The organism is Bacillus sp. JHAA, assembly GCF_036961585.1.
GTDB classification, from domain to species: Bacteria; Bacillota; Bacilli; order Bacillales; family Bacillaceae; genus Bacillus; species Bacillus velezensis.
This window is the reverse complement of the sequence record NZ_JBAMDE010000003.1, coordinates 269447-288575: the sequence shown is the minus strand read 5'-3', so window position 1 is coordinate 288575 and position 19129 is coordinate 269447. Positions and strand designations below refer to the sequence as shown.

General features: G+C 48.5%; 18 protein-coding genes. 1 reads left to right on the top strand and 17 read right to left on the bottom strand.

What is annotated here, in order from left to right; genetic code table 11:
* Positions 1 to 106 precede the first annotated feature (106 nt).
* The 5 genes from recG to V7728_RS08795 form a co-directional block, all read right to left on the bottom strand.
* The gene (gene recG, locus V7728_RS08815) at positions 107 to 2155 is read right to left on the bottom strand and encodes an ATP-dependent DNA helicase RecG (protein WP_094032430.1); all 2049 of its coding nucleotides are present in this window, start codon (positions 2153 to 2155) and stop codon (positions 107 to 109) included.
* The gene (sdaAA, locus tag V7728_RS08810; RefSeq protein ID WP_012117539.1) at positions 2133 to 3035 is read right to left on the bottom strand and encodes an L-serine ammonia-lyase, iron-sulfur-dependent, subunit alpha; all 903 of its coding nucleotides are present in this window, start codon (positions 3033 to 3035) and stop codon (positions 2133 to 2135) included. The genes recG and sdaAA overlap by 23 nt, the downstream gene beginning before the upstream one ends.
* Positions 3036 to 3055: 20 nt before the next feature.
* Complete coding sequence (gene sdaAB / locus V7728_RS08805; RefSeq protein ID WP_003154325.1) at positions 3056 to 3718, bottom strand: L-serine ammonia-lyase, iron-sulfur-dependent subunit beta; 663 nt, start codon at positions 3716 to 3718, stop codon at positions 3056 to 3058.
* Between the two features lie 142 nt (positions 3719 to 3860).
* Positions 3861 to 5528 (bottom strand): DAK2 domain-containing protein, encoded by a 1668-nt coding sequence (locus V7728_RS08800; protein ID WP_052827413.1) that lies wholly within the window; start codon positions 5526 to 5528, stop codon positions 3861 to 3863.
* A gap of 15 nt (positions 5529 to 5543) precedes the next feature.
* Positions 5544 to 5906 carry an Asp23/Gls24 family envelope stress response protein gene (locus V7728_RS08795; protein WP_003154327.1) on the bottom strand — a complete coding sequence of 121 codons (363 nt, stop codon included), beginning with the start codon at positions 5904 to 5906 and terminating at the stop codon, positions 5544 to 5546.
* A 258-nt stretch (positions 5907 to 6164) separates the two neighbouring features.
* Here V7728_RS08795 and rpmB point away from each other — a divergent pair, with 258 nt between their 5' ends.
* Complete coding sequence (gene rpmB / locus V7728_RS08790) at positions 6165 to 6353, top strand: 50S ribosomal protein L28 (protein ID WP_003154328.1); 189 nt, start codon at positions 6165 to 6167, stop codon at positions 6351 to 6353.
* 77 nt (positions 6354 to 6430) lie between these two features.
* Here rpmB and spoVM read toward each other — a convergent pair whose 3' ends face one another.
* The 12 genes from spoVM to coaBC all read right to left on the bottom strand — a co-directional run bounded on the left by spoVM (position 6431) and on the right by coaBC (position 19090).
* Entirely contained in the window at positions 6431 to 6511 is an 81-nt protein-coding gene (gene spoVM, locus V7728_RS08785; RefSeq protein ID WP_003154329.1) for a stage V sporulation protein SpoVM, read from the bottom strand.
* An 86-nt stretch (positions 6512 to 6597) separates the two neighbouring features.
* On the bottom strand, positions 6598 to 7242 hold the full coding sequence (locus V7728_RS08780) for a thiamine diphosphokinase (protein WP_022553357.1): 645 nt from the start codon (positions 7240 to 7242) through the stop codon (positions 6598 to 6600).
* A gap of 68 nt (positions 7243 to 7310) precedes the next feature.
* Positions 7311 to 7961, bottom strand: coding sequence for a ribulose-phosphate 3-epimerase (rpe, locus tag V7728_RS08775; protein WP_025284715.1), 651 nt, complete (start codon positions 7959 to 7961; stop codon positions 7311 to 7313).
* Position 7962: 1 nt separating this feature from the next.
* On the bottom strand, positions 7963 to 8853 hold the full coding sequence (rsgA, locus tag V7728_RS08770) for a ribosome small subunit-dependent GTPase A (protein ID WP_025284714.1): 891 nt from the start codon (positions 8851 to 8853) through the stop codon (positions 7963 to 7965).
* A gap of 14 nt (positions 8854 to 8867) precedes the next feature.
* Positions 8868 to 10811: a Stk1 family PASTA domain-containing Ser/Thr kinase gene (gene pknB, locus V7728_RS08765; protein ID WP_099566737.1), complete on the bottom strand. Its 1944-nt coding sequence runs from the start codon at positions 10809 to 10811 to the stop codon at positions 8868 to 8870.
* Entirely contained in the window at positions 10805 to 11566 is a 762-nt protein-coding gene (locus tag V7728_RS08760) for a Stp1/IreP family PP2C-type Ser/Thr phosphatase (RefSeq protein ID WP_007409750.1), read from the bottom strand. Before V7728_RS08760 ends, pknB begins: the two co-directional genes overlap by 7 nt.
* 5 nt (positions 11567 to 11571) lie before the next feature.
* Positions 11572 to 12663 carry a 23S rRNA (adenine(2503)-C(2))-methyltransferase RlmN gene (gene rlmN / locus V7728_RS08755; RefSeq protein ID WP_003154339.1) on the bottom strand — a complete coding sequence of 364 codons (1092 nt, stop codon included), beginning with the start codon at positions 12661 to 12663 and terminating at the stop codon, positions 11572 to 11574.
* A 3-nt stretch (positions 12664 to 12666) separates the two neighbouring features.
* A complete protein-coding gene (gene rsmB, locus V7728_RS08750) occupies positions 12667 to 14010 on the bottom strand; it encodes a 16S rRNA (cytosine(967)-C(5))-methyltransferase RsmB (protein ID WP_043021074.1) in 1344 nt (447 codons plus the stop codon).
* The gene (fmt, locus tag V7728_RS08745) at positions 13997 to 14950 is read right to left on the bottom strand and encodes a methionyl-tRNA formyltransferase (protein ID WP_012117531.1); all 954 of its coding nucleotides are present in this window, start codon (positions 14948 to 14950) and stop codon (positions 13997 to 13999) included. Before fmt ends, rsmB begins: the two co-directional genes overlap by 14 nt.
* Positions 14951 to 14954: 4 nt before the next feature.
* Positions 14955 to 15437 carry a peptide deformylase gene (def, locus tag V7728_RS08740; protein WP_012117530.1) on the bottom strand — a complete coding sequence of 161 codons (483 nt, stop codon included), beginning with the start codon at positions 15435 to 15437 and terminating at the stop codon, positions 14955 to 14957.
* Positions 15438 to 15461: 24 nt separating this feature from the next.
* Positions 15462 to 17873, bottom strand: a complete 2412-nt coding sequence (gene priA / locus V7728_RS08735; RefSeq protein WP_039063083.1) for a primosomal protein N' — start codon at positions 17871 to 17873, stop codon at positions 15462 to 15464.
* A complete protein-coding gene (coaBC, locus tag V7728_RS08730) occupies positions 17870 to 19090 on the bottom strand; it encodes a bifunctional phosphopantothenoylcysteine decarboxylase/phosphopantothenate--cysteine ligase CoaBC (RefSeq protein WP_003154345.1) in 1221 nt (406 codons plus the stop codon). The genes priA and coaBC overlap by 4 nt, the downstream gene beginning before the upstream one ends.
* Positions 19091 to 19129: the final 39 nt, after the last annotated feature.

Sequence of the window (19129 nt, the reverse complement as noted above, 5' to 3'; positions counted from 1 at the left end):
CTGTAAACACCATCCGGACAATTAAGACTAGGTACTAATAGTAGTATATAATCTCATAGATTGGAATGCAATGATTGTTTTTTGAAAGCCGCCGAATTTTGCAGAATCAGCTTAATTTCTCCCCTTCCAGGACGCCGCTTGAAAGTAATTGACCGCGCAGCATGCGGTATTCGTCATCTTTCCAAAACGCCTCTGAAGACACCAGATTGGCCGCATCCTGGCGGGCCGTTTCCAAAGCTCTGTAGTCATGAACCATATCCGCCACCTTGAACTCGGGCATACCGCTCTGTTTTTTTCCGAAGAAATCACCGGGGCCGCGCAGTTCAAGGTCCTTTTCAGACAGTTCGAAGCCGTCGTTTGTCTCCGACATGATTCTCATCCGTTCCTTCCCGGTTTCGGATTTCGGATCTGCCATCAAGATGCAGAAAGATTGGTGGTCTCCCCGCCCGACCCGGCCGCGGAGCTGATGGAGCTGAGATAACCCGAAACGGTCGGCGTCATAGATGACCATAATCGTCGCATTCGGCACGTTCACGCCGACTTCTACGACGGTTGTTGACACAAGTACCTGACATTGATTGGCGCTGAATTCTCTCATCACCTGATCTTTTTCATCAGAATGGAGCTTCCCGTGCATCAGGCCGACATTCCATTTACCGCGGTAAACGTCAGACAGCATGTTATATACGTCAATCGCATTCTGTACATCCAGTTTATCCGACTCTTCAATGAGCGGGCAGATAACATAGGCTTGCCTTCCCTGCTTCAGCTCTTTTTCTATAAAAGCCAAAATCCGCTCCAGCATGTCGTGTTTCACCCAATACGTTTCGATTTGTTTTCGCCCCGCGGGCATTTCATCTATCACGGAAACATCCATTTCTCCGAAGACGGTAATGGCCAGCGTTCTCGGAATCGGAGTAGCTGTCATAAACAGCACATCCGGATCCTGACCTTTATTCTTGAGTTTTTTGCGCTGTTCGACCCCGAACCGGTGCTGCTCGTCCGTAATAACAAGGCTCAGCGCTTTGAACTCCACTTCATCCTGGATTAAAGCATGGGTCCCTACTAAAATATCAATCTCTCCGAGAGCAAGCCGCTCCAAAAGCTCCCTGCGCCGCTTTCCTTTGACAGAACTCGTCAAAAGCGCGATATTTACATCTTCATTTGCAAACAACGATACGAGAGAATCTGCATGCTGTTCGGCCAAAATTTCAGTCGGCACCATTAATGCCCCCTGATACCCCGACAAAATCGCAGCATACAAAGCGATGGCGGCGACGGCCGTTTTCCCTGAACCGACATCACCTTGCAGCAGACGGTTCATTCGGTAAGGGGATGTCATATCAGCGGTAATTTCCCGAAGCACGCGCGTCTGTGCGGTCGTGAGCGAAAACGGCAGGCTGTTTGTGAAAGCGGCGAGTTTTTCAGCAGGAAACACATGGCTGATGCCTTTTGACTGTTCCCTTTCCGCTTTACGGAACGCCTGCATTTTCAGCTGAAATAATAAGAATTCCTCGTAAACAAACCGGCGTCTTGCCTGCTGTAACGATTCCCTCGTTTCAGGCTGATGCATCGTCTGCAGGGCATGTTTGTAATCAGGCAGCTTGTAGCGGATTCTCAATTTTTCAGGAAGCGGATCGGCCGCACTGTCCAAATGATGCTGCAGCGCTTCCTTAATAAACCGTCTCATCATTTTTACGGTGACGTTTTCTTTAACGGAATAAACAGGCTCAATGCTTTTATCTTCTTGATGAGGACCGTTTTTTAATTCCTGCACGGAAACGGTCTGTCTGTGTTTATCCCATTTCCCTGATATCGTGACGACAGAACCTAACGTCAGTTTCTTTTTTAAGTAGGGACGGTTAAAGCAGACCGCGGTAATTAAATAATTGCCGACAAGCACTCTGAATGTCAGCCTGTTTCGTTTTTTGCCGTAATAGGTAAGAGAAGGTTCTGAATGAACCTTCCCTTCTACCGTCACTCTTTCTTCATGTTTTACTTCTTCTAAATCCCTCAGCTCATAGTCATCATAACGGTAAGGGAAATAATTCAGAAGATCAGAAATGTCATAGATACCAAGTTCGTGCAATGTTTTTTCTGTTTCCGGCCCAATGCCCTTAATTTCCGCTATACTAGTTTGCTGATGGTGTGTCACTTGATTTCAGCGCTCCTCCGAAAATTTTTTTCTCTAATTCTCTTCCCGTCGGTGTCGCGGCTAAACCGCCTTGTCCCGTTTCACGCAGTGCTGTCGGCATTGTCTGGCCGATTTTGTACATCGCGTCAATCACCTCATCGCAAGGAATGCGGCTTGTAATCCCGGCCAGCGCCATATCCGCCGCGATCATTGCGTTGGATGCTCCCATTGCGTTTCGTTTGACACACGGCACTTCTACCAATCCGGCGACCGGGTCACATACGAGACCGAGCATATTTTTCAGTGTAATCGCCATTGCTTCCGCTGATTGCTGAGGCGTTCCGCCCGCCATTTCCACAATCGCAGCCGCTGCCATGCCTGATGCTGACCCGACTTCCGCCTGACAGCCTCCTGCCGCTCCTGAAATACTCGCATTATTTGCTACGACAAAACCGAACGCGCCGGCTGTAAACAGAAAACGGATCATTTGTTCTGTCGTAGGGTGCAGCTTATGCTTTACGGCGAATAACGTTCCCGGCACGACCCCGGCAGAGCCGGCAGTCGGTGTAGCGCAGATCGTTCCCATCGCCGCATTGACTTCATTTGTCGCCACAGCTTTAGAAACGGCGTCTAAAATCAGATTGCCCGACAGGCTTCTTCCAGATTGGATGTATGCCTGAAGTTTCACGGCATCTCCGCCTGTTAAACCGGTCTGACTCGTGACGCCCTTCAGCCCTTTTTCAACAGCTGCTTCCATGACGGAGAGATTGCGCTCCATTCCTTGAAAGATTTCTTCCCGCGTTTTTTGCGTCACTTCCATCTCTTGGGTGATCATCACTTCCGAAATCGGAATTTGTTTTTCTTGAGTGATTTCTATTAATTCTTTTACATTACGAAACATGTCATTTTCCTCCTGACTTTTTAGTCAGCTATCTTAGTAACCTGTATAATATTAGGAAGTGTTGAAAGCTCGTCAAGCACTTCTTCTTCAATATTCTGATCGACCTCAATCGTCATCAGCGCAAGCTGGCCGACGTCCTTACGCGCCACTTCCATATGTCCGACATTGATGGAGAATTTCGCAAGCACATTGGCAACGCCTGCAATCGTGCCGAATTTATCATTGTGAACGACTAAAATAGCCGGATGGTTTCCGGACAAACGCAGCTCAAAGCCGTTGAGCTCCGTGATTTCTATTTTTCCGCCGCCGATGGAAATACCGGTAAGGGCAAGCTCTCCCTCATCATCAGAAATGACGATGCGCGCTGTATTCGGATGAACGGGCACGGCATCCTCTGTACGGAACTCTACATATATGCCCTTCTCTTCCGCAATTTGAATCGCTGTTTTAATCCGCTCATCAAATGTATCAAAATCAAGCAGGCCGCCGATAATCGCGACATCAGTGCCGTGACCCTTATACGTCTCCGCAAATGATCCGTAAAAAGACACAACGATTCGGCGGGGCTCCCGCCTGAATAAGCTTCTGGCCACTCTGCCGATCCGGGCGGCGCCTGCGGTATGTGAACTGGACGGACCGATCATTACCGGGCCGATAATATCAAAAACGCTTCTATACTTCATGCTGGTTTGCTCCTCCTTAACATCACTTCATTCAGCGCTTTTCTTTAGACTAATTGAACATTTCTCAATTGGCAAGCAGGCACACTGCCGCACTGCCGCAGGTAAATAAAGGCATAAGAATAGAAGGGCCTGATAAGCCCTTCTATTCTGCCGCAAATATATATGGATACAGAGGCTGTCTGCCGTTATGGATTTCAACCTCGATATCTTCACAGACGCTTGCAATATACTCAGCGAGTTTCTCAGCTTCTTCTTCCGTCGCGTCCTCTCCGTACAAAATGGTGACGATTTCATCTTCATCCCCGATCATTTCATCCAGCAGCAGTTTCGCCGCACTTATCCGATCTTCGGCGCTGCCGATAATTGAACTGTTTAAAATGCCGATAAAATCACCTTTTTTAATATCTTTGCCGTCGATATGGGTGTCTCTGACTGAATATGTCACCTGTCCGCTTTTCACATTCCGGATGGCCTCAAGCATATTAGCTTCATTTACGTCAGCCGGCTGGTCAGGGTTAAACGCAAGCAGGGCAGTCATGCCTTGAGGGACCGTTTTTGCCGGAATGACAATGACATTTTCTTCAGCCACGCTCGCCGCCTGATTGGCAGCCATCACAATATTGGAATTGTTCGGAAGAATGAAAACCGTCTCCGCATTGACAGACTGAACGGCTTCAACAATATCTTCCGTGCTCGGATTCATTGTCTGGCCGCCTTCGATTACGTGTGAAGCGCCGATGCTCGTAAACAATTCAGAAATGCCCTCTCCCATTGCCACAGTCACGATGCCAAAAGGCTTGCGGGCTTCTTTCATAACGCCGGCCGGCTTTTTTTCATCATGTTCTTGGCTGATGATTGAAGTATGCTGTTCCCTCATGTTTTCAATTTTAATTTTAATCAAATCGCCGTAACGCTGTGCGAGATTGAGTACGTTCCCTGGTTCTTCGGCATGAATATGAACTTTCGCAAGCGTATCATCAGCCACGACCAGCAATGAATCGCCGAAACGGCTCAGTTCGTTTCTGAACGTCTCTTCCTTGAACGTCCGTTTATCTTGATCCAGCCTCACCATCACTTCCGTACAAAATCCGAATTCAATGTCTTCTGTACTCAGCATGCTCTGCGCGCTTTTATGATGCTCGGCATTCACCATATCATCGAGTGCCGGAAGAACCGCTTTTTTCGGTACGGCCTCTCCTTTTAAAGCAGCCAAAAAGCCTTCATATACACAAAGCAGACCTTTTCCGCCGCTGTCAACGACACCGACGTCCTTTAAAACAGGAAGCAGATCCGGCGTGCGGTTCAGCGACGCTTCCGCTTCTTCAATAACGGCCTCCATGACCGAAATAATATCGGTTTCTTCTTTGGCCGAGGCGACCGCTTTTTTAGCCGCATCCTTGGCCACGGTTAAAATCGTTCCTTCAACCGGTTTCATGACCGCCTTATATGCCATATCCACTCCCGCTTGGAGTGCTGCGGCAAATTCTTGGGCGTCTATTTGATTTTTGTTTTCAATGCTCTTTGTGAAACCTCTGAACAATTGGGACAAGATCACCCCTGAGTTTCCTCTCGCTCCCATAAGCAGGCCTTTTGACAAGGCGATGCCGACTTTGCCGATGTCGGGTGAGTCAATGTGCTCTACCTCTCTTGCACCGGATGACATCGATAAATTCATATTTGTTCCGGTATCGCCGTCAGGCACGGGAAACACGTTCAGCGCATCCACCGCGGACGCGTTTTGAGACAATGTCTCAGCCCCCGCCAGAATCATTGCCGCAAAAGCTCTCCCATCTAAGTTTCGTCTAGACAATACTCATCCTCCTCACTACGGGTTCGTTACTCGTACGCCTTGGACATAAATATTTACAGAATCAACTGCAAGTCCGATTGTTTGATTTACTGTGTATTTTACCTTCGTCTGAACATTGTGGGCTACTTCGGATATTTTAGTGCCGTAGCTGACAATAATGTACATGTCGATATGTATTTGTTCGGCTTCCTGACGGACATGTACGCCTTTTGCGAAGTTCTCTCTCCGGAGGATTTCAGACAAACCGTCTTTAATCTGGTTTTTTGAGGCCATCCCCACTATTCCGTAACAGTCAATGGCAGCGCCTCCGGCAACCATTGCGATGACTTCGTTGGATATATCAATCTGTCCGTATTTTGTCTTCATTTCAATGGACACACAGGTTCCTCCTTCAGATGCATAGAGTTATCATTATTCTACTATATGTATCCCATTATGAAAAGAAAAGATACAGACAGCGGCCTTCAGCGCGGAAATGTGATTGGTTTTACATGTCAAGTGATTTTTCTTGAAAGTAAGGGAAACAATAGTTGCAAACGGTTTTTAGCTGTGGTAAATTATTTAAAGTATTGTATAACGAAAGCATCTGAGACACTATGTTTGAAAAGATGTTTCGCGCAGTTAGGAGGGAAACAAATGGCACGTAAATGTTTTATTACAGGTAAAAAAACAAAAGCCGGAAACAACCGTTCTCACGCAATGAACGCTTCTAAGCGTACTTGGGGCGCCAACCTTCAAAAGGTCCGCATCCTTGTTGACGGCAAACCTAAAAAAGTGTATGTATCTGCCCGGGCTTTAAAATCCGGTAAAGTTGAGCGTGTATAAGCAAAAATGAACGCCTGCCCTTTTATGCGGCAGGCGTTTTTTATGCGTTCAAAGAGGGCAATTTCAGCTTCTTGGGCTTACTCTTTTCTAAATGAGCCCAGCATCGCCCGGACAATTCCTCCTAAAAACTTCGGCAATTTAATGGTATAAAATTTCATTTTGTCCCCTCCTATAAGTCCCGTATCCGCTGCGTTCATCACTTTAGGATTCATGGTTTTTTCCGCATATGGCAGAAGCCGCTTTTCTAATCCGCGCTCCTTACCATTATTAATATGCCTTTTGCAAACGAAAAAGTACCTCGTGAATGAATGAGTTCGTTACTAATACATAGTGTGGAACCCAGAGGAATATGACAATTATCAAGGGGATATTTAAAACCGTCGAGTGTCAGGCCGTCTGCCGCTTCCGTAAACGGAATGAAAGAAATATAGCGTCTGCGCGCTTTTTCTTCAATTGTATAACGGCCGGGCCCGAACATCTGAATGTCATTCTGCCGGTCGATCAGCTCGACATCGGTATTCTTATGTAAGGCTTTATACAGCAGCTGGATGTTCCCTAAAAAATGATCGGCTCTTCCGCCCGTCACACCGAATATCCGAATGGTTTCCGGTTCTTTTTGTAAAGCCCAGTCAAGGGCGAGTTCAAGATCGGTATAATCTTTTTCCGCCTGATACACATGGAGGGCCGGCGCCGCTTTTTGAATCTGCATGAGCTCCTCTTCCGTAATGCTGTCAAAATCACCGAAAGCTTCCTGCGGAATGATTCCGGCTTCCAAAAGAGCAACCGTCCCTTTATCGACTCCGACCCACGTTGTATCTCCGTCTGTGTATTCGGATAAATCGGGAATAAGTTCCCGCGGGCCGCCCGCAACGATATTGATTGTCTTCATATGTTTTCCTCTCTCTTAGACGCGAAAAGAGCCGGCGGCTTTCACCGGGCTCTTTTTCAGCATGTTTATTACGCGTTTCGGATGTCAGCGATGGCTTTTTTCCGATCCGGCTGATTATATACGGCAGACCCGGCAACAAGCAGATTGGCGCCCGCTTCAGTGCATAAAGGGGCTGTTTCTTTATTAACGCCTCCGTCCACTTCGATTAAAAGCTCAGACAGGCCTTTCTCCTCAGCCAGCTGTTTGACCTGACGGATTTTCGGCAGAACCGAATGAATGAAGCGCTGTCCGCCAAAACCGGGGTTAACCGTCATTAACAGCACAAGGTCAAGCTCCTCGATCACATGTTCAATCATTTGGACGGGCGTATGCGGATTGAGCACAACTCCCGCTTTTACTCCCTGCTCTTTTATCAATTGAATGGTCCGGTGAAGATGCGGACACGCCTCAGCATGAACGGAAAGGATGTCCGCACCGGCTTTTGCGAATGCCGGGATGTAGCGGTCCGGGTTTTCAATCATAAGATGGACATCCAGCGGCAGATCAGTCACCGGACGGACGGCTTCAACGATAAGCGGCCCGATTGTAATGTTAGGGACGAAATGGCCATCCATGACATCAATATGGATATAGTCCGCCCCTCCTTTTTCCACGTCTTTAATTTCCTCGCCCAGTGAAGCAAAATCGGCGGAAAGAATTGATGGCGCAACCTTAATCATATTAATACCTCGGCTTTCTCTCTTTTATTTCCTGCATAAATTCTTTGTAATGCTCATAGCGGTACGGCTGAATCTCTCCTTCTTCCACCGCTTGCTTTACCGCGCATTTCGGCTCTTTAAGATGCAGACAGCCTCTGAATTTGCAAGAGGCGCTTATTTCTCTGATCTCAGGGAACGTGCTGCCCAGCTCTTCTTCCTCAATGCCGGTAAATTCAAGCGAACTGAACCCCGGAGTATCCGCAACCAGACCGCCTGATGTATGAATGAGCTCCACATGGCGCGTCGTATGTTTTCCGCGTCCCAAATGCGTGGAAATCTCGTTTGTTTTCAGCTCAAGCTCCGGGCTGATCGCATTTAAAAGCGAAGATTTTCCGACTCCGGACTGACCGGCAAACACCGTTGTTTTGTTCTCGAAGTGTTTCACAATGCCTGTTAAGCCGCTGTTTTCTTTTGATGACGTCACATATACGTCATAACCGATCGCCTGATAGTCTTTCACGTAAGAAAGTATCGCCTCTTTCGATTCCCCTTCTGCAGCTAAGTCCATTTTGGTTATGCAGATGATCGGGTGAATGCCGTTGGCTTCCACAAGGACGAGAAAACGGTCCAATAAAGACGTGCTGAACGCCGGCTGAACGGCAGAAAAGACAAGAACGGCCTGATCGACATTTGAAATCGGCGGCCTGATCAGCTCGTTTGTTCGTTCTTTGATTTCCAGCAGGTAGCCTTCTTTATCATTTTCAGCCTGATAAACGGCATAATCGCCGACCAGGGGCGTTATTTTATTTTTTCTGAAAATGCCCCGGCCCCTGCATTGAATGATCTTGTCCTGTGATTCATCCAAGACATAATAGAATCCGCTTAACGCTTTTATAATTTTGCCCTCAGGCATAGGGTCCCTCCTTGTCAGTCATTATCTTTCGGGTATTCAATCGTTTTGTAGCTGACGACTTTATGATCGACCATCACTTGATAATACCCCTTCTGTCCCTGATCAATCTTCAGTTCGATTGTTTTTTCAGTCGGCTCTTTTATTTTAAATGAGTCATACGTATCAGAGATGCTGTGGTCCTTATCATCGATGGCGATTTGCACTTCAAGCTCGTCCCCTTCATGTTCGGGTTCGTAAGGAATGCTGATTTTTTCTTTTACCGTTTTCGCCGGTTTTTCTTCAGGTCCGAGCGAGAACGTCACTTCAACATTACTTCCCGGCTTAACCGCAGTGCCGGCTGCCGGCTCTTGCTTCATGACTTGTCCTTCCGGCACGTCATCTGAATGGGCTTGTTTTTCAACAAGCTGCAGGCCGTTATCTTCAAGATACCCTGAAGCCGCTTCTTTGCTGTAAGTCTTTAAGTCCCTCAGCGTAACATCCGCGGGGCCGAGGCTGACCGTTAGATTGACTTCATCGTCGCTTGCGACCATATCGGTGCCGGCTGACGGGTTCTGATCAATTACAGTGCCGGCCTCGCTGTCATCGTTCTCTTCTTTGACATTGACATGTTTGAAGCCTTTTTCCTTCAGCGCTTTTTTTGCGTCGCCGATCTGCCGCCCTTTCACGTCGATCAGCTGGGTTTTCGGTTTTCCGATGCTTTTGTACAGTTTTACAGAAGAGCCTTCTTTAACGGTAGACCCCGCTTTTGGGTCCGTTTTGACCATTAATTCCTCTTCTATTTTTTCATCTTCAATATCCGTTATATCAGGATCCGCCCGGAGCCCGTTCTTTTCAAGCAGGGCTTCCGCTTTTTCGTACTTCATGCCCCGTACGTCGGGGACGCTTACATCTTTAGGCATAAACAAAGACGGAAACACGGTGACCGCAAGAACAGCCGCCATAATGAAAATGAAACAGACGGCCAGCAAAACCCACGGCCATTTCCGTTTTTTCTTTTTGGCGGGCTGCTGTTCCTTATCATCCGTCTCCCCCGGCGTTTCCGCCTGAGGCGCGGCTTTTGCGCCGTCAGTAATAACGGGAATGGCTTTTGTCATTTCCTCATCATCCGGCACGGAAAATTTTTGTTCATTCAGCCTGCCGGCGTCAAAAGCCGTTCTGATGTCCGCTTCCATGTCCTCGGCGCTTTCATAGCGGTGAAACGGGTCTTTAGCGGTTGCCTTTAAAATAATGTTTTCGACGCTCTGCGGAATGGAAGGGTTCCACTTTCTGGCGGAAGGCGTTTCTGTTTGCAGATGCTTTAGCGCTATACTGACGGCTGATTCTCCGTCAAAAGGGATTTTACCTGTTAAAAGCTCAAACAGCACGATGCCGAGCGCGTAAATATCTGATTTTTTCGTTGCCAGACCGCCTCTCGCCTGCTCCGGAGACAAATAATGAACCGAGCCCAGCACAGAATTCGTATGTGTGATTGTCGTAGACGTAAGCGCTGTGGCGATGCCGAAATCCGTCACCTTGATATGCCCTAAATGATCTATCAATATATTGTGCGGTTTAATATCCCGGTGCACGATATGGTTTTGATGGGCATGGGCGATGGCCGAGACGATCTGCTCCATAACGGACAGCGCTTCTTTCGGATGAAGCGGTCCGTGTGCGTTTATGTATTCCTTTAATGTCATGCCTTCCACATATTCCATGACAATGTAATAAATATCGCCTTCCTCCCCGATATCGTAAATACTGACGATATTCGGATGATCGAGGCTTGATGCCGACTGTGCTTCTCTTCTGAAACGCCTGATAAAATCAATGTCATTCACAAAGTCAAACCGCAGAATTTTAATTGCGACTTCACGTTCGAGAATGATGTCCTCAGCTAAAAAAACGTTTGCCATACCGCCGCCGCCAATGGGCCGGAGGATATGATAACGCCCGCTGATCCGCTTGCCGGTTAGCACTTGTCTTCACCCTCTTTTGCATCTGCGGAAAACTCAATCAACACAGCCGTGATGTTATCTTCGCCGCCGTTTTGATTCGCTTTGCTGATGAGAAGGTCTACTTTTTCCTGAGGATCAGATTCGGCTTGAAGCATTTGTTTGATCTCGTGATCTTCTATTTTATTTGACAGTCCGTCAGAGCATAAAAGCAGCTGATCGCCGTCAGACAGTTCAAAAGAACGGGCGTCGGGACTGATGGTTTCATCTGTCCCCAGCGCTCTCGTCAATACATTTTTCCGCGGATGGTGCTCGGCGTCCTCTTTTGAAATTTCTCCTGTCTTGACCAGCTCATTCACAAGCGAATGGTCCTCAGTCAGCTGAGTGAATTCCCCCTCTTGAAGCAGGTAGCACCGGCTGTCACCGATATGAGCCACAGTGACAAACTTCCCGGTGAATAAGGCGCAAACAACAGTGGTGCCCATTCCCCGGCATTCTTCATTCGCTTTAGCGTGGTCATGTACTTTGACATTCGCCTCATGAATCCGGTCTTTCAGCCAATCCTCGCAAGCAGACGGCAGAGATGGAACCGTTTCGGTCCGGTTCCACTGCTCTTCCATCGCCGCAACCGCCATCCTGCTCGCTACATCTCCGGCAAGATGACCGCCCATGCCGTCGGCGACAACCGCAAGCACCGCGTCTTCTTTTGTGAAAATGCCCGCCGCATCTTCATTATGCCGGCGGACTTTACCTGTATCTGTTTTCAAGGCTGTAATCAACCTCTTCACCTCGTCTCGTCTTGACGCTCCTTCGCGCGAAGCTGACCGCAGGCCGCGTCAATGTCATGGCCTTGCTCTCTTCTGATCGTGACATTTACACCGCGGGATTTTAACGTTTTTTCGAATGCGAAAATCTGATCTCTCGGTGTGCGGACGTAATCCCGTTCAGGCACATAGTTTACCGGAATTAAATTGACATGGCATTTCACGTCTTTTAACAGTTCTGCAAGCTCTTCTGCATGTTCGACCTGATCATTAACGCCGCCGAACAGCCCGTATTCAAAGCTGATCCGTCTGCCTGTTTTCTCGATGTAATATTTGACGGCCTCCATAAGGTCAGGAAGCTTATAGGCTTTGTTAATCGGCATCAGACGGCTTCTGATTTCCGTATTCGGAGCATGCAGAGAAATCGCGAAATTGATCTGCATTTTTTGATCGGCGAAATCGTAAATCTTCGGAATGATTCCGCTGGTGGAAACTGTGATATGACGCGCTCCGATGTTCAGCCCTTTATCGTGGTTAATGATTTTTAAGAAAGCGAGCATTTCATTGAAATTATCAAACGGCTCTCCGATTCCCATGATGACGACTGAGCTGACGCGTTCATCCGTTTCATCAAGCGCCTTTTGCACTTTCACGACTTGAGCGACGATTTCTCCCGCTTCAAGATTCCGTTTCAGTCCGCCGAGCGTTGACGCGCAAAATGTGCAGCCGATCCGGCAGCCGACCTGTGTCGTTACACATACAGAATTACCATACTCGTGTCTCATTAAAACCGTTTCGATCGTATAACCGTCATGAAGCTCAAATAAAAATTTCATCGTGCCGTCTTGAGATGTCTGTTTTACAGCCGTTTTCAGCGTTGTCAGCACAAAATTGCTCTCGAGTTTTTCACGCAGGCTTTTTGAGAGGTTTGTCATTTCATCAAATGAAGAAACCCGCTTTTCATAGAGCCATTCAAAAATCTGTGCTGCGCGGAACGGCTTTTCGCCATTCTCGGTCAGCCATTGTTTGATTTCATCTAATTCAAAAGAGTAAATGGACGGCTGCTCAGTCCGCAGCTCTTTCCGTACGCTTGTCTTTTTTAATTGTGTCATTTTTTATCCCTTCTTTCTCATGCTGCTAATAAAGAAACCGTCTGTTCCGAAATAATGCGGAAGAATTTGAAGGCTTCCATCCTGAACAAAGGGTCTCGCCTTTTCAGGCAGCCGCTTTTCAAGAGACAAATCGGGTTCAAACTCAGGGTGTTCTTGTATAAACGCATGCATAACTTCTTCATTTTCTGTCCGGTCCATTGTACACGTACTGTATACGAGTGTGCCACCTTTTTTTACTAATGGGGCGATTTCCCTTAAAATGCCGAGCTGGATTTCTGACAGCCGTCTGCTGTCCTCCGGCGTCTTCGTATATTTCATATCGGGTTTTCTTCTGATGACGCCGAAACCTGAGCAAGGGGCATCAACGAGAACACGGTCAAACCGTTCTGCGCCAAAGGCCTCTCCCGCTTTTCGCGCATCCATCGTTTGTGCGTCGATGATCGTAAGCCCGAGCCGTTCTGCGCCCTCTTTAATCAGCTTCACTTTATGGCGGTGAAGATCAAGCGATGTGAGGCTCCCCTCGTTCTCCATCAGTTCCGCAATGTGAGCCGACTTTCCGCCCGGTGCGGCGCATGCGTCTAAAACGGTTTCGCCCGGCTTCGGGTCCAGCGCCCGCGCGACAAGCATTGAGCTTTCATCCTGTATGGATACCCGGCCGTTTTGGAAAAATGCCGTGTTCGCGATGCTTCCTTTTAAAAGCTTAATCGCATCAGGAGAAAGGTCTCCGGCTTCAGCTTCAAGACCGGCATTCTCCATCTCATTCAGCACCGTTTCCCTGTCGCTCTTTATGTGATTGACACGGAGCGTCTGCTTCGGCGGAATGAGATGAATCCGGCAGATCTTTTCAGCTGCCTCAAAGCCGTACGCCTCGACCCACTCTTTTACGAGCCACTCGGGATGGCTTGTCTCTGTGGAAAGACGGAGAACCGGGTCTTCAATTTCAGCGAATGACGGCGCCCCTTCACGCTGCAGGGAGCGGAGGATGCCGTTGACAAAGGACGCAATGCCCTTATGCCCGCGTTTTTTGGCGATCTCAACCGCTTCATGAATGGCGGCGCGATCCGGTATTTTTTCTAAATACTCCATTTGATACGCGGACAGACGAAGCAGCTGAATCACCCATGGCTTCACTTTATTCGGCTTGCGGATAAAAGGCTTCAGCATGTAGTCTAAGGCGATTTTATTTTGCAGTGTTCCGTAGACAAGCTCTGTCAGCAGTCCTCTGTCCTGATCGCTGAGCGTGTTCGTTTTGATAACCGATGTAAGAAGCAGGTTGCTGTATGCCTGATTTTGCTCAAGCTTCTCAAGCGCTTCAAGGGCGAGCTCCCGGACATTAATTTTCTTCATTTGCTTCTCCTAACACGTCACCGGGCTGCACATTTTTGCCTCTTACAAAATCTTCGCCCTTCATCCGTTTTTTTCCCGCCGGCTGCAGCTCTGTGATTAAAAGGGCGGTGCTGTTTCCTGATGCGACGACAATGCCGTTTTGCTCCGTGCGGATGACTGTTCCGGGCGCAGCTTCAGTTTTTGCCGCAACTTTTTCAGAAGCCCATACTTTCATATTTTGACCGTTCAAAGTTGTATAGGCGACAGGCCAAGGGTTTAAACCTCTGATCTGGTTGTAGATCTCTTCTCCGGGCTTTGCCCAATCAATCCGCTCCTGCTCACGCTTAATGTTAGGCGCGTAAGTCGCTTTTGATTCGTCCTGTTTGATCGGTTTAATATTTCCGGAAATGACGTTCGGGACGGTCTCTGACAAAAGCTTTGCCCCCGCTATGCTTAATTTGTCGTGAAGCGTGCCGACGTTATCCGTTTCATCAATTTCCACTTCGATTTTCGAAATCATATCGCCCGCATCAAGCTTTTCAACCATATACATGATTGTCACGCCCGTTTTCTTCTTGCCTTGGAGAATCGAATAATGTATCGGCGCTCCGCCTCTTAATTCAGGCAATAGTGACGCGTGTACGTTGATACAGCCGTATTTCGGGCCGTCCAGCAGCTGCTTGGGCAGGATCTGTCCGAATGCCGCCGTAACAATCAGGTCCGGCTTCAGGCTGAGCACTTTTTCTATTTCTTCTTCGAGCCTTACTTTTTCGGGCTGAAGCACGGGAATGCCGTGACGTTCAGCTTCAGCCTTAACAGGAGGGGGCGTCATGATTTTTTTTCTGCCTTTCGGGCGGTCAGGCTGCGTAACGACACCAACCACTTCATACCCGTCTTCAATAAGCGTGCGCAGGACGGGAACTGAAAAATCGGGCGTTCCCATAAAAACGATCCTTGTCATCCAATCATCCTTCCATTTCTGCCAGTTCTTCTTCAGTGTAGTAAGCCGTAATTTTTGATGTGAATAAAATGCCGTCTAAATGATCCATTTCATGCTGAACGGCTCTGGCCAAAAAACCCTCCGCTTCTAAAATAAACGGTTTTCCTTTACGGTCATAGGCTTTTACCTTTACGTAATCCGGGCGGGTGACATCCCCGTAAACCCCGGGAAAGCTTAAGCAGCCCTCGACTCCGGTCTGTTCACCGCTCTTTTCAAGAATAACCGGATTTACAAGGTCGATCCGGCCGCTTTCTTCACCGATGTCCACGACGGCCGCTCTTTTTAAAATGCCGATTTGCGGCGCGGCGAGGCCGACGCCATCCATTTCGAGCATCGTATCGTACATATCGTCAAGCAATTTTTTTAATTTTTTATCAAACACTGTCACTTCATCAGCGGGTGTTTCCAGAACCTCCGCCGGGTGTGTGACGATTTTTTTCACAGCCAAAATTTTGCCCTCCAAAAACTAATGTTACATTAGCATGTACGGATTCATATCGATTGAAATCATGACATGCTTTTGCGCAATGTCGCGTTTATAGTGCTCCAGTATCTTTTTCAACTGAATCTGCAACTCGTTTTCCTGTCTGTATTTTATCACGCATTGATAGCGATATCTATCTTTGATCCTGGCGATCGGGGAAGCCGCCGGCCCGAGAATTTTCGTATCAGGCCCGCATCCCGCTCTTAAATAGTTTGTAATCTTTTCTGCGGTGACCGCGGCTTTTGCCGCTTCTTCATGAGAAACGGTCACCAGCGCCACGTAATAATAAGGCGGGTATGACTGGGCCCGTCTGTGCGCCATTTCCTGCTGAAAAAAAGTTTCATAGTCGTGCGTTTTCGTCAGCTGAATGCTGTAATGAGACGGTGTATACGTTTGAATGACCACCGTTCCCGGCTTTTCATGCCGCCCGGCCCGGCCGCTTACCTGCGTCAGCAGCTGGAATGTCTTCTCCGCGGCCCTGAAATCAGGGATGTGAAGCGTCGTATCTGCGCTTAATACTCCGACGAGCGTCACGTTCGGAAAATCAAGCCCTTTTGCGATCATTTGCGTACCGAGCAGGATATCCGCCTTCCCTTCACCGAACGCTGACAACAGTTTTTCATGGGCGCCTTTTCTTGAAGTGGTGTCCACATCCATCCTGATCACGCGCGCCTGAGGCAGCACTTTGGTAAGCTCCTCCTCCACACGCTGCGTTCCCGTGCCGAAAAAGCGGATATGTTCGCTGCCGCATTCCGGGCATGTTCCCGGGACAGGTTCCTCATGGCCGCAGTAATGGCATTTCAGCCTTTGTCCGTAGCGGTGATAAGTCATCGAAATGTCGCAATGCGGACATTGCGGCACATAACCGCAGTCCCGGCACATCACAAACGAGGAATACCCCCGTTTATTCAGAAAAAGGACGGCCTGCTCTTTTTTTGCAAGCTTCTCTTCCAGCTGTTCCATCAGTTCTCTTGAAAACATTGATCTGTTGCCGTTTCTCAGTTCTTCTCTCATATCAACGAGAGAAACGTCAGGCATGAGCTGGCGATTCACGCGATGTTTTAACGGAAGCAGCTCATAAACGCCTTTTTTCGCCCGCGCAAATGACTCCAATGTCGGCGTGGCGCTCCCGAGGACGACCGGACAGCTGTGATGCTCGGCCCGGCGGATGGCTACGTCCTTTGCATGATACCGCGGCATTTCCTCCTGCTTATAGGAAGATTCGTGCTCTTCATCAATAATGATCATGCCGAGATTTTCAAACGGGGCAAAGATGGCCGATCTGGCTCCGACGACAAGCCGGACTTCCTTGCGCTGAATCTTCCGCCATTCATCGTATTTTTCACCTGTGGATAATCCGCTGTGCATGACCGCAACCTGTGAGCCGAAGCGGCCTTTAAAACGGTTGACCATTTGCGGTGTCAACGAGATTTCCGGAACGAGCACGATGGCTTCTTGTCCTTTTGCCAGCACTTTCTCAATGGATTGCAGGTAAATTTCCGTTTTGCCGCTTCCCGTGACGCCGTGAAGCAGAAAGACGTGATGGACATGATCGGCTACAGCTTGTTTAATCGGCTCAAAAGCGGCCTGCTGCTCTTCTGTAAGAGAGAGCGGCTCTGTTTTTTTGAACATTCTGTCCTGATAAGGATCGCGGTAAACCTCCTCAAAGCTTTCCGTAAGAAGCCCCTTTTTAAGAAGCGTTTTCAGCGTCGCGGAACTGGAATCGGTCTTTTTGCAAAGCTCGGCCGCGGAAATCTTTGCTCCCCCGCCGATAAAATAAGTAAGTACGGCGAGCTGTTTAGAAGCCTGCTTTGTCAATGAATCTGCGTGCCGGGCGAGTTCTTCTTTGTCCGCCCCCGCTTCGATCATGCGGATCATTTTTTTATTCGTTTTTTGGGCGACTTTATATGTGACATCAATGCTTCCTTTGCGCACGAATTTCTGAAGTGACGAAAGAATGCTTTCATCGGTAATATCCGAGTACAAAAGACTTTTTTGATTCCTGAAAAGCTGTTTGATGTCCGGTGTCAGTGCTTCTTCGTCAACGACTTTCAGCTCTTTCTCGTACTTCGCCTTCAGTGCGGCGGGCAGCATTGCCTGAAGCGCCGTGATTTTAAACGACAGCGTTTTGTCAGAAAGCCATGAAGACAGCTGCATCAGTTCCTCAGTCAGAACGGGCGTCAAATCAAGAAGCTTCTCGACTTCCTTCATTGAGCCGCCGTTTAATTCAGACGAATCTTTCAAACCGGTCACAAATCCTTGAAGCTTGCGCGGGCCAAACGGGACAATCACCCGCATGCCGACTTCGATCATCCCTTTTAAATGATCGGGAATTTTGTAATCAAAGGGTCTGTCAATGTTTTTGGAGCTGACATCGACAATGACTTCTGCTACATTCATACGGGTTTTCGGTCCTCGGCTTTCAAAGCGGTCATTTCCTTCAGCATTTCAAAGGAAACGTCAAGTTTAGACATAAGCGCAAGCTCCCGTTTTCTTCCGTCCCGGAAATAGAAGGTGACGACATTCGTATCCGTGCCAAATCCGGCCCCTTCTGCTTTCACATCATTCGCAACGATCATATCAAGGTTTTTCTGTTCGAGTTTTCTGCGCGCATAGCGTTCGACGTCTTGCGTTTCAGCCGCAAAACCGACCAGCAGCTGGTGTGTTTTCCGTTCGCCGAGTTCTTTCAGTATGTCTGCTGTACGGTTGAATTCGATCACGAGCGAACCGTCTTTCTTCTTCATTTTGTGATCAGAAACAGCCGCCGGCGTAAAATCGGCCACGGCCGCCGTCTTAATCACCATGTCGCATGAATCAAACACAGAAAGCACGGCTTCTCTCATATCGGCTGCCGATTGCACAGGAAGAAACTGATACAGCCCGACTGGCGGCTCTATTGACACCGGGCCTGAAATCAGCGTCACCCGTGCCCCGAGACGGACGGCGGCTTCAGCAGCGGCGTAGCCCATTTTGCCGGTGGATTTATTTGTGAAGAAGCGGACAGGGTCCACGGCTTCGCGCGTCGGACCGGCCGTAATGACAATATGTTTTCCTTTCAGCGGCGCATCGTCTTCAGGCTCCTTAAAATGCTCTCTGACACGCTCAACAATAAGCTCCGGCTCCTCCAGCCTTCCTTTGCCGACATATCCGCATGCCAAATAGCCTTCACTCGGTTCGATAAAGCGGACCCCGTCCTGATAAAGCACAGAGATGTTCCGTTTCACCGCCGGATGATCATACATATGGACATTCATCGCAGGCGCCACCCAGACCGGGGCCTCAGCCGCCAGCACCGTCGTTGTGAGCATATCGTCAGCAATTCCGTTGGCAAGCTTTCCGATGATATTTGCCGTAGCGGGCGCGACAATAATTAAATCCGCCCAGTCAGCGGCATCAATATGAGATATCACCTTCGGATTTTGTTCATTAAATGTATCTGTATATACTTCATTCCGGCTCAGCGCCTGAAATGTCAGCGGAGAAACAAACTCACGCGCGGACTCAGTCATAATCACTTTGACGTTTGCGCCGGCCTGAACCAGCTTGCTCGTGAGTGCGGAAGCTTTATAAACGGCAATTCCTCCGCTTACGCATAGCAAAATGTTTCGGTTTTTCATGAAGTCTTCTCCCCTTTATGAAAGCATTGGACAAATCCC

Excerpts from the sequence above, each read along its gene's own strand:
- rpe (WP_025284715.1), bottom strand. The coding sequence starts at position 7,961 with ATGATTAAGGTTGCGCCATCAATTCTTTCCGCCGATTTTGCTTCACTG.
- rsmB (WP_043021074.1), bottom strand. The coding sequence starts at position 14,010 with ATGAAGAAAATTAATGTCCGGGAGCTCGCCCTTGAAGCGCTTGAGAAG.
- priA (WP_039063083.1), bottom strand. The coding sequence starts at position 17,873 with ATGAATGTAGCAGAAGTCATTGTCGATGTCAGCTCCAAAAACATTGAC.
- V7728_RS08780 (WP_022553357.1), bottom strand. The coding sequence starts at position 7,242 with ATGAAGACAATCAATATCGTTGCGGGCGGCCCGCGGGAACTTATTCCC.
- spoVM (WP_003154329.1), bottom strand. The coding sequence starts at position 6,511 with ATGAAATTTTATACCATTAAATTGCCGAAGTTTTTAGGAGGAATTGTC.
- rpmB (WP_003154328.1), top strand. The coding sequence starts at position 6,165 with ATGGCACGTAAATGTTTTATTACAGGTAAAAAAACAAAAGCCGGAAAC.
- rsgA (WP_025284714.1), bottom strand. The coding sequence starts at position 8,853 with ATGCCTGAGGGCAAAATTATAAAAGCGTTAAGCGGATTCTATTATGTC.
- rlmN (WP_003154339.1), bottom strand. The coding sequence starts at position 12,663 with ATGACACAATTAAAAAAGACAAGCGTACGGAAAGAGCTGCGGACTGAG.
- sdaAA (WP_012117539.1), bottom strand. The coding sequence starts at position 3,035 with ATGTTTCGTAATGTAAAAGAATTAATAGAAATCACTCAAGAAAAACAA.
- sdaAB (WP_003154325.1), bottom strand. The coding sequence starts at position 3,718 with ATGAAGTATAGAAGCGTTTTTGATATTATCGGCCCGGTAATGATCGGT.
- coaBC (WP_003154345.1), bottom strand. The coding sequence starts at position 19,090 with ATGAAAAACCGAAACATTTTGCTATGCGTAAGCGGAGGAATTGCCGTT.
- fmt (WP_012117531.1), bottom strand. The coding sequence starts at position 14,950 with ATGACAAGGATCGTTTTTATGGGAACGCCCGATTTTTCAGTTCCCGTC.